This window comes from Pseudomonas sp. SWRI51, assembly GCF_014268825.1.
GTDB classification, from domain to species: Bacteria; Pseudomonadota; Gammaproteobacteria; order Pseudomonadales; family Pseudomonadaceae; genus Aquipseudomonas; species Aquipseudomonas farsensis.
In genome coordinates this window covers 36,682-45,294 of record NZ_JABWRG010000032.1, presented here as the reverse complement: position 1 = coordinate 45,294, position 8,613 = coordinate 36,682, and the positions used below count along the sequence as shown (strand labels likewise).

The 8,613-nt window shown below is 66.1% G+C and carries 10 protein-coding genes; 2 read left to right on the top strand and 8 right to left on the bottom strand.

The genetic code is table 11. The annotated features are described in order from the left end of the window. Positions 1–112: 112 nt before the first annotated feature. The 8 genes from HU720_RS12200 to cpaB are packed head-to-tail and all read right to left on the bottom strand — an operon-like array spanning position 113 to position 7,508. Positions 113–367, bottom strand: a complete 255-nt coding sequence (locus tag HU720_RS12200; protein WP_186520182.1) for a DUF3613 domain-containing protein — start codon at positions 365–367, stop codon at positions 113–115. 12 nt (positions 368–379) lie between these two features. Then, positions 380–1,081 (bottom strand): tetratricopeptide repeat protein, encoded by a 702-nt coding sequence (locus HU720_RS12195; protein ID WP_186520181.1) that lies wholly within the window; start codon positions 1,079–1,081, stop codon positions 380–382. A gap of 11 nt (positions 1,082–1,092) precedes the next feature. Beyond that, positions 1,093–1,980 carry a type II secretion system F family protein gene (locus tag HU720_RS12190; protein WP_186520184.1) on the bottom strand — a complete coding sequence of 296 codons (888 nt, stop codon included), beginning with the start codon at positions 1,978–1,980 and terminating at the stop codon, positions 1,093–1,095. 2 nt (positions 1,981–1,982) lie between these two features. Continuing rightward, on the bottom strand, positions 1,983–2,864 hold the full coding sequence (locus HU720_RS12185; protein ID WP_186520183.1) for a type II secretion system F family protein: 882 nt from the start codon (positions 2,862–2,864) through the stop codon (positions 1,983–1,985). Next, positions 2,861–4,117: a CpaF family protein gene (locus HU720_RS12180; RefSeq protein WP_186520180.1), complete on the bottom strand. Its 1,257-nt coding sequence runs from the start codon at positions 4,115–4,117 to the stop codon at positions 2,861–2,863. Before HU720_RS12180 ends, HU720_RS12185 begins: the two co-directional genes overlap by 4 nt. Then, positions 4,114–5,304: a pilus assembly protein gene (locus tag HU720_RS12175; RefSeq protein WP_186520179.1), complete on the bottom strand. Its 1,191-nt coding sequence runs from the start codon at positions 5,302–5,304 to the stop codon at positions 4,114–4,116. Before HU720_RS12175 ends, HU720_RS12180 begins: the two co-directional genes overlap by 4 nt. Beyond that, positions 5,301–6,542, bottom strand: coding sequence for a type II and III secretion system protein family protein (locus HU720_RS12170; protein ID WP_186520178.1), 1,242 nt, complete (start codon positions 6,540–6,542; stop codon positions 5,301–5,303). Before HU720_RS12170 ends, HU720_RS12175 begins: the two co-directional genes overlap by 4 nt. Before the next feature lie 18 nt (positions 6,543–6,560). Further along, positions 6,561–7,508 carry a Flp pilus assembly protein CpaB gene (gene cpaB / locus HU720_RS12165; RefSeq protein WP_186520177.1) on the bottom strand — a complete coding sequence of 316 codons (948 nt, stop codon included), beginning with the start codon at positions 7,506–7,508 and terminating at the stop codon, positions 6,561–6,563. A 286-nt stretch (positions 7,509–7,794) separates the two neighbouring features. Here cpaB and HU720_RS12160 point away from each other — a divergent pair, with 286 nt between their 5' ends. Further along, positions 7,795–7,977 carry a Flp family type IVb pilin gene (locus HU720_RS12160; protein WP_186520176.1) on the top strand — a complete coding sequence of 61 codons (183 nt, stop codon included), beginning with the start codon at positions 7,795–7,797 and terminating at the stop codon, positions 7,975–7,977. 24 nt (positions 7,978–8,001) lie between these two features. Beyond that, complete coding sequence (locus HU720_RS12155; protein ID WP_186520175.1) at positions 8,002–8,403, top strand: response regulator; 402 nt, start codon at positions 8,002–8,004, stop codon at positions 8,401–8,403. The last annotated feature ends 210 nt before the right edge of the window (positions 8,404–8,613 follow it).

Genomic DNA, 8,613 nt, shown 5'->3' with positions numbered 1-8,613 from the left:
ACACAAGGCCGCTCCTACAGACGAACGCGACCTCCTGTAGGAGCGGCCTTGTGTCGCGAAAGGGGTGCGAAGCGCCCCCGGCGATCTAGCAGGACATAGCCAATACCAACCCTCAGTTGTTCGACGAATTAACCTTGGTCCACCGGTAAAAATCCGGTATCGCATACTTGTAGCTGTCCAACCAGCGCTGCATCGCCTGATCGCGCTCTTTATCGGTTTGCACCTGCGGCACAGGCGATGCCTGGCGATTGCTCGCCTGTACCTTCAGCCACGCCTCGGTGGCCGTTTCAGCCGGCCGCTCCGGCTCCTGCGCCAACACCATCAGCGGCACCACCACACAAGCCAGCACACCCCAGCGTCTGTTCATGCCCACCCCCTTTCAGTTAACCAGCGCCGCCGGCTGCGCTGCGGCGGCCAGCGGGCCACGTGCGCCAGCCTTGAGCCGGGCTGCCCGCGCCTGAGCCTCGGCAAACTGCGCAGCGCCCAGATGCAGGCGCCGCACCAGGTCCTCGGCCTGGTTCCAGTTGTCCTGCACCAGCAGCAGCGTCACCAGGTTGATCGCCGGTAGCGGGTTGTCATCCTTGAGCTCGATGGCGGTCAGAAACTCAAAGCGTGCCTGGGCATGCTGACCAAGGTTCATCTGCACCACGCCCAGGTCGTTGCGCACTTTTTCATCGGTGGGCGCCAGGCGCACGGCGCGCTGCAAGTGGCGCAGCGCCTGCTGGTCGTCGCCGCGCGCCGAGGCAATCTGCCCCAGGCCATGTTCGCCCTCGGCTGCCAGGCAGCCACCGAGCAAGCTGCGGTACAGCGGCTCGGCCTCGTTGCGCCCCAGCAGGCGCAGCACTTTTGCCTTGCGCAGGCGCACCTGATCCAGGCGCTCGGGCAATTGCTCAAGGTGGGCAAGCCCGGCATGCGGGCGGCCTTCGTTGATCATCTGGTCGGCCATGTCCAGGCTCAGTTGCTGGTCGGCATCGGGCTTGCTGCAACTGCCACCACCGAGCAGGCGGCTCAAGCCATCGGGCTGCTGGCCGGCACACCCTCCCAGCAGCAACAGGCCGGTGAACATCAAGATTGCTCGCATCGCGTTCTCCTTCACGACCCCAATGCCCGCGCCAGCGCGGAAAACCCAGGCCCGGCCAGCACAATCAGCAAGGCCGGAAACAGAAACACCATCATCACCGCCGACATTTTTGCCGACATTTTCGACACCCGCTCCTGCAAGCCGGTAAGCCGCCGGTCATCGAGCAGGTCCTTGAGCGCCTGCAGCGACTTCATCGAGCCACTGCCCTGCACCAGCAACTGCTGCAGGATCACGCAGGTATCGACGAACTCGTCCACCGCCAGCAGCCGCGCGGCCTTTTCCAGCTCGGGGCCGAGTGCCAGGCCCGAGTCGACGCGCTGCAACACCAGGCGCAATTCGGCACTGATGTGCGGCACCAGCGTGCGCCCCTCGTGCGCCAGCACCCGCAGGGCCTGCTCCACCGCAAGCCCAGTCTCGAACAGAATGCGCAGCAGCGGGATCAGCAACCCCACTTCAGCGCTGATGGTGCGTTGGCGCCGGGCAGCGGCCGCTGCCAGCAGGCGCTTGGGCAGCAGGTAACCGGCGCCCAGCGCGCACAGCACCATCACGCCCCAGCGCGCGCTGCGCTCACCGGGCAGGCCATGCACCAGCAGCAATGCCGCCCCGGTCGCCAGCAACGGCAGGCCCAGTTGCACCGCCGCAAACAGCGCCCGCTGGCGGGTGCGGCGCCAACCCAGGCGGTCGAGCAGGGTTTGGGTTTCGCTGTCCAGCCGTTGCAGGCGCAGGCCCAGCGGGCTGCTGCCCAGCCAGTGCAGCCAGTCACCGAGGCGCTCATCGCGGCCCAGGCGGCCCTGCAAACGCCGCGTCACCCGTTGCCGCGCCCGCCACTGCCGCGCCCCCTGCAGCGCCAGCAGGGCAAAGCCTGCCAACAGGCATAGCGCGCAGGCCAGCAAGGCGATGTTCACAGGCTTCTCATCATGCGCCACAACACCACGCAGCCAACGGCTTGCAGGGCGAAGGCGAACAGCAGCATGGTCTGGCCATGGCGGTCTTGCCACATGGCCAGCAGATAACCGGGGTTGGCGAACATGAAGTAGCCGACCATGGCCAACGGCAAGGCGCCAAGAATCCATGCGGTGATGCGCGTTTCACCGGTCATCGCTCGCAACTGGCGGCCGCCCTGCTCGCGCTCGCGGATCAGCTTGATAAGGTTTTCCAGCAGCTCGCTGGCGTTGCCGCCATGGCGCTGGTTGATACGCAGGCCCAAGGCAAACAGGCGCAGTTCATCCTGGCGATACAGCTCGGCCAGTTCATTGACCGCAACGTCCAGCGCCACGCCCAGTTGCACATTGCGCCGCACCCGCAGCATGGCCGAGCGCAGCGGCTCGCGGGTGCTGTCGATGCCGCCGAGCACCGCATCGTTGAGGGTGCGCCCGGCCTTGAGGCTGCGCACGCTGTAATCCAGCAGGCCGGGCAACTGCTGGATGATCTGCCGCAACCGCCGCCGGCAGCGCCAGATCAACCCGAGCCAGGCCAGCACCGGCACGCCAAGCAGCGCCAGCAGCCCACCGGCCGCACCTGCGCCCACGGCGGCCAGCAGCACCAGCCCCAACCAGGCGAACACCCAAGGGCGCAACTTCAACTCGCCCTGGGCGAAGCCTGCACGCAGCAGCATAGGGTCGAGCCAGTCGCGGCGAACCGCGACACTGCGCACCGCCAGGTAGGCGCTGCCCAACCGCTGCACGATGCGCTCCTGGCCCCGCTTGAGCAGGCCCAGGCGCACCAGCAGCAGCGCAACGCCCAGCAGCAGCGGCGCCAGTGCCAGCAGCAGCGGGCCCATCAGCGCAGGCCCTCGTGGCGCAGTTTTTCACCGGCAGGGTTCGGCGCTTCGCGCAGGAAGCCCTCGCCGCCACGCCGGTCGAGGCGAAACAGCACGTTGGTGACGTAGACATCGTCACGCACCCCGACCACTTCGAGAATTTCACTGACACAGCGCCGGCCATCGGCCAGGCGGGTCAGCTGGATGACTACATCGAGCGCTGCGCAGACCATCTGCCGCAAGGTCTTTTCGGCCACCTGGCGCCCGGTCAGGCCCACCAGGGTTTCCAGCCGCAGCAAGGCGTCCTGAGCACTGTTGGCGTGCACGGTACTCATCGAGCCGTCGTGCCCGGTGTTCATCGCCGTCAGCACATCGACCACCTCGGCCCCGCGAATCTCGCCAAGGATGATGCGGTCCGGGCGCATGCGCAGGGCGTTGCGGATCAGCTCGCTGGCTTTGATTTCGCCATTGCCCTCAGCGTTCGGCGGACGGGTTTCCAGGCGCACCACATGGGGGTGGTTAAGCTGCAGCTCGGCAACATCCTCAATGGTCACCAGGCGCTCCTGGGGGGCGATCATCTGGCTGAGAATATTCAACAGCGTGGTCTTGCCGGTACCGGTGCCGCCACTGACCAGTACATTGCAGCGCTGGCTGACGGCCAGTTCAAGGAAGTCGAAAATCGCTTGGTCGATCGCCCGCGTGGCCAGCAGGTCGGCGCTCTTGAGCATGTCCTGGCGGAACTTGCGGATCGACAGGCACGGCCCGTCCAGGGCCACGGGCGGGATGATCGCATTGACCCGGCTGCCGTCGGGCATGCGCGCATCGACCATCGGCGACGACTCATCCAGGCGCCGCCCCAGGGGCGCCAGAATGCGCTGCATCACCCGCTCCACATGGTGCGCATCGATGAAGCGCAGGTCGGTCTGTTGCAGCAGCCCGCCGCGCTCGATGAACACCCGGTACGGGCCGTTGACCAGAATCTCGGTGACACTGGGGTCGCGCAGCAGCACCTCCAGCGGGCCATAGCCGGTCAGCTCATCGACGATTTCCTCGCCCAGGCGCTCCATTTCGTAGCGCGACAGGGCCAGGCGCAGGCGCCCGACATAGTCGCCAACCTGTTCCAGCACGAACTGCGCCAGCGCTGGCCGCGCGCCTTCGAGCAGGTTGCGCCCGCTGTCTTCAATGGCATCGATCACATGGCGGTGCAGTGCTCGCTTGAGCACCTGCGGGTCGTTGCCGGCGTGGCGGGTACCGCCAAAAGGTTGCTCTTGGCTCATCGGCTACCCCACAAACGGCGCAGCCAGGTGGTGCTGGGCGGGGCCAGGTTTTCCGAGCGCCGCGCCAGGCGCTCGCCGAGGCTGCGCAGGGCTTGGGTGAGGCTTTCGCGCGGGGCCAGCTCGAACAGGCTCAAGCCCTGGTTCTTGGCGTTCAAGCGCACTTCAGGGCTGTACGGCAGCACCCGCAGCAGCGGCAGGCCGTAGCGCTTGGCCAGGGCTTCGGCGTCCGGGGCAACCTGGCGCAGGAAGCGGTCGACCAACAGGCTGGCGTGCTCAAGCTTGATGCCACGGTCGCGCCACTGTTCAAGTACATCAAGGTTGCGCCGGCAGTCGATGATGTTCTGGTCGGTGTAGATGATCAGCTTGTCGCAGTGGCTGACGATGGTGCGCAGTGCCTCGCTGTCGGCCTGCCCGGTCAGGTTGACCACGATGTGCTGGAAATGCTGGCGCAAAGCGCTGAGCAGCATGTACAGCTCGGCGGCGCTGGTCTGCGTGAGCGCCTCGTCGGTGCCGGCATAGGCGAGGATGCGCAGGCCGCCTTTGTCGCCGGTGAAGGCACTGTCGATCAAGGTTGCATCAAGCCTGCGCAAATGGCGCAGCGCGTCACCGAAATGGAACGAGGCTTCCAGGCCCAGCAGCGCCAGGCTGTCGCCACGGGGCAGGCCCAGGTCGAGCAGCAAGGTCTGCTGGCCGCTTTCTTGTACTACCCGCGCCAGATGGGTGGTCAGCAAGGCGCCGTCGGCACTGCGCTGGGCGCCGTAGAGCACGGTCAGGCCGCCCAGGCTCGGGCTGTTGGCCACCGTCGGCAGGCGCTTGCCCAGGCGCCGCACCAGCCCGGCCACTTCGCTGGCCCGCGAGCCGTAGGCGACGAAGTCGCGGGCGCCGGCGCGCATCGCGTGCAGCACCAGCTGGTTATCCATGCCATCGCCCAAGGCAACGATAGCCAGCATCGGCTTGGCTTCCAGCATGCCTTCGATCAGCGCGCACTGGCCCACCAGTTGCTCGCGGTCCAGGCCGATGAACACCAGGTTGCTGAAGGTCATGTCGACCAGCGCCAGCAGCTCATCAAGGCTGCCGCCGCTGGCGCCGATCACTTGGCCAAGCGGCGCCAGGGCGCCCTGCAGCCATTGCAGGTCGTCCTCGTTGCGGGTCAGTGCCAGGTAGGTGTGGTTCAGGCTTTCAGTCATTGGGATAACCCGCCACGGCCTTCGAAGTTGCCGTTTTCCAGAAAGAACAGCCGCCCCCAACTGGGGTCGTAGGTGCGCAGCGCCTCGCCGGGCAGCTCGGGCAGGCGCGCATTGGCCGCCAGCGGTTGCACCAGGTGCGGGGTGACGATCATCAGCAGTTCGGTTTCCTCACGGTTGAGGCTGGACTGGCGGAAGAACGCACCGATGATCGGCAGGTTGCCCAGGCCCGGCAGCTTGTCGACGCTGGAGCGCACGTTGCTGCTGATCAGGCCGCTGATGATGAAGCTCTCGCCATCGGCCAGGGAAATACTGGTATCGGTGCGCCGTACGTTGAGCGCCGGGACCCGCGTGCCAGCGATGGTCACCGCGTTGTTGTAGTCCAGCTCGCTGACCTCGGGCGCCACCTTGAGGGTGATGCGGTTGCCGCTGACCACGGTCGGGGTCAGGGCCAGGCGCACGCCGAACTCCTTGTACTCGATGGACACGTTGTCGCTGCCGCTGCTGGGCACCGGGATCGGCACCTCGCCGCCGGCCAGAAAACTTGCGGTGAGGCCGCTGAGCACGGTCAGGCTGGGGCGGGCCAGGGTGTAGGCGAAACCGCTGTTCTCAAGGGCGTTGATCATCGCCAGAAAGCGGCTGCTGCCGCCGCCCCAGACAATGTTGAAGGCGTTGTCGTCAAGGGGGATGCTGCCCTGCACCAGCGGCACGTCGCCGGGACGTACCGTGGTGCCGGGCACAGTACCGGGTGAGCCGACCAGGCTGTTGTTGGAGCCTTTGAAAAACAACCTGGCGCCGGCCTCCTTGTACTTGACCCGGCGTACCTCGACGAAGCGGATGTCGGCCTGCACCTGGGTCGGCAGCTCGGCCTGGCCTGCGGGCAATGCAGCCACCTCGGCCATGTCGGCACTGGCGCGGCCCTTGACGAACAGCATGGCGCGGTGCGGCGCTGCGCTGCAGGCGGTCCACAGCATCAGGCTGGTGCTGCCCTGCCCCACCGCCGTCAGCAGCACGGCCTGGGTGCCGCTGGCCTGCACGTCGGCGACCCTGGGCTCGCCGACGGCGGCGCGGGTGATTGCCACCGGCAAGCGCAGTTCCTGCTGCAAGCCTTGGTCGAGCTCGATCACCGAGGGCAGCCGGGTAAAGTCGGCGCAGCCCTTGCTCGCCGCCTGCGCCGTCGGCAGCAGGGCAAGGCACAAGACAGTCCAGAGCGGCACAAGACGACGCAACGTACGACGCATAAGTGCATCCTTGCTCGGTCAGGGTGTGGGGGTGGCAGCGCCCGCCTGGGCACCGCGGATAATCTGCATGGCCGGCGCGCCTGAAGGTGCGGCGGCGCCGGCCACCGGCACCTGGGACAGCTGGCTGAAGCGGTACAGGTCACGGCTGGCGGCAAGCACTTGGGTATCGGCCTGCTGGCCTGCCCAGTAGCGCGCCAGCAATTGCTCATCGGCGCTGCGCACCGCCAGGCGCAAGGTGCCGGCCTGGGCCGCCAGCATCAAGCGGCTGGCCAGCGCGGCGGGCACAGCCAGGCCGACGGTGCGCGTGGCAGCCCCGCTCATCGACTGCTGCTCGCGGCGTGCTTTCACGTCTTCGGCGCTTTGCGCAGGCCGGCCATCATTGGCCAGGCCCGTCTGCGAGTCGACGCTAAGCACGCGCAGCGCCGGCAGCACCACTTGCGCCGAGGCCTGCGGGTTGCTGTTCTCTTCGCGCAGAAACAACAACACGTCCACGTAATCGCCAGGGCGCAGTTGCCCGGCGGCGCCAATCACGTCATCAACCGCGACCGCCACGGCGCGCTCGTGGGGGCGGATCATCCGTGCCAGCGGGCCGCCGGCGTGGAAGTTCGACTCCTCAAGCCAAGTGCCAGCAGACAGCGGGCGGGGGCTGCTGCGGCCAAGCACCTGCTCGGGGCTGTGGAACGCTTCGCCCGGCACCACCTGCAGTTGCTCAACCAGCACATCATCGGCCGTGATCGGGGTATTGGCAGCGACCGCCTTGCGCAGCACCACGATGGGCGAGCGTGCAGGCTCCGGCGGTGCGGCGGGTGTGGGCGCTTGCTGCGGCGCCGCAGCACTGGCATCCACAGTTGGCGAGGGCACAGCAACCGGTTCGGCCAAGCGGCTCAGACGCAGCCCCCAGTAACCGGCGAGCAGCGCGGCGACGAGGAAAAAGCCAGCCAGAATCATGGTCAAGCGACTGCTCATTTACGCCCTCCCTGAGCCCGGCCGAATACTGGCAATAAGTAACTATTTGGCTATTTCACCGTAGCGCAGGCCTGCCAATTCGCCATTAAGTGGCCAGCGTTTTTCAAGCCAGTAAATTGACAGTTCGAGAAAACAGGAACTTACGGACGCTGACCCAAACCACTACTTTTGCACTAATACCTTCTTACATTTGCAGCCTTCCCCAAGCCAGCGATGCTCTGATGGCAAAGGGGCAGTACTGACCTGGCCCCACGAGCGGCGCCCTCAAGTGCGCAAGGAGCAAACCATGCTGCTGCAACAAGTGATCTGCTACTGCAAAACATTCCTGCAACGCGAGGACGGTGCTTCGGGTATTGAATACGCGGTCATTGCGGCGATGGTCGCAGTGGTGCTCGCAGGCTTCGTGACGCCCATCTCGACCGAGGTGAGCGCCATCATGACAACCATCAAGAACGCTATCACCCAGTGACCTTCAAGCTTGAGGTAGCCGTCCATGCAGACCCTGCGTCAACAGATACTGCTGGTCGACGATGAGCAAGAGGCGCTGGAGGAGCTGGCAGAAATGCTCGAAAGCCAGGGTTTCTGCTGCCATACGGCAAGTTCGGTGAAGGCCGCCTTGCAGCAGCTCACCCGCCACCCTGATGTGGCGCTGGTGATCACTGACCTGCGCATGCCCGAAGAAAGTGGCATAGGCCTGATACAGCGCCTGCGTGACCATACAGCGCGCCAGCACCTGCCGGTGATCGTGATGTCGGGGCACGCGGATATGGACGATGTCAGCGACCTGCTGCGGTTGCAGGTACTGGACCTGTTTCGCAAGCCGATCTATCACGCGCGGTTGCTGGAAACCTTGGATAACCTGTTCCCGCGGGTGTTGTTGCAGGCGGTGAAGTAGCGCGTTCGGAGTTCGGGGGGCAGACCCGCATACGAAGGCCGCGCCGGGCATCATTGTCGCGTGTGGGCGCCATTCTCTGTAGGAGCGGCCTTGTGTCGCGAAAGGGCTGCATAGCAGCCCCGCCGATATCAGCGTGGGGCAGAAATTATGGGGGCGCTTCGCACCCCTTTCGCGACACAAGGCCGCTCCTACGGAGAACGCGCACAGCCG

Coding starts and splice junctions, on each gene's coding strand:
- HU720_RS12160 (WP_186520176.1), top strand. CDS start 7,795: ATGCTGCTGCAACAAGTGATCTGCTACTGCAAAACATTCCTGCAACGC.
- HU720_RS12195 (WP_186520181.1), bottom strand. CDS start 1,081: ATGCGAGCAATCTTGATGTTCACCGGCCTGTTGCTGCTGGGAGGGTGT.
- HU720_RS12170 (WP_186520178.1), bottom strand. CDS start 6,542: ATGCGTCGTACGTTGCGTCGTCTTGTGCCGCTCTGGACTGTCTTGTGC.
- HU720_RS12175 (WP_186520179.1), bottom strand. CDS start 5,304: ATGACTGAAAGCCTGAACCACACCTACCTGGCACTGACCCGCAACGAG.
- HU720_RS12155 (WP_186520175.1), top strand. CDS start 8,002: ATGCAGACCCTGCGTCAACAGATACTGCTGGTCGACGATGAGCAAGAG.
- cpaB (WP_186520177.1), bottom strand. CDS start 7,508: ATGAGCAGTCGCTTGACCATGATTCTGGCTGGCTTTTTCCTCGTCGCC.
- HU720_RS12180 (WP_186520180.1), bottom strand. CDS start 4,117: ATGAGCCAAGAGCAACCTTTTGGCGGTACCCGCCACGCCGGCAACGAC.
- HU720_RS12200 (WP_186520182.1), bottom strand. CDS start 367: ATGAACAGACGCTGGGGTGTGCTGGCTTGTGTGGTGGTGCCGCTGATG.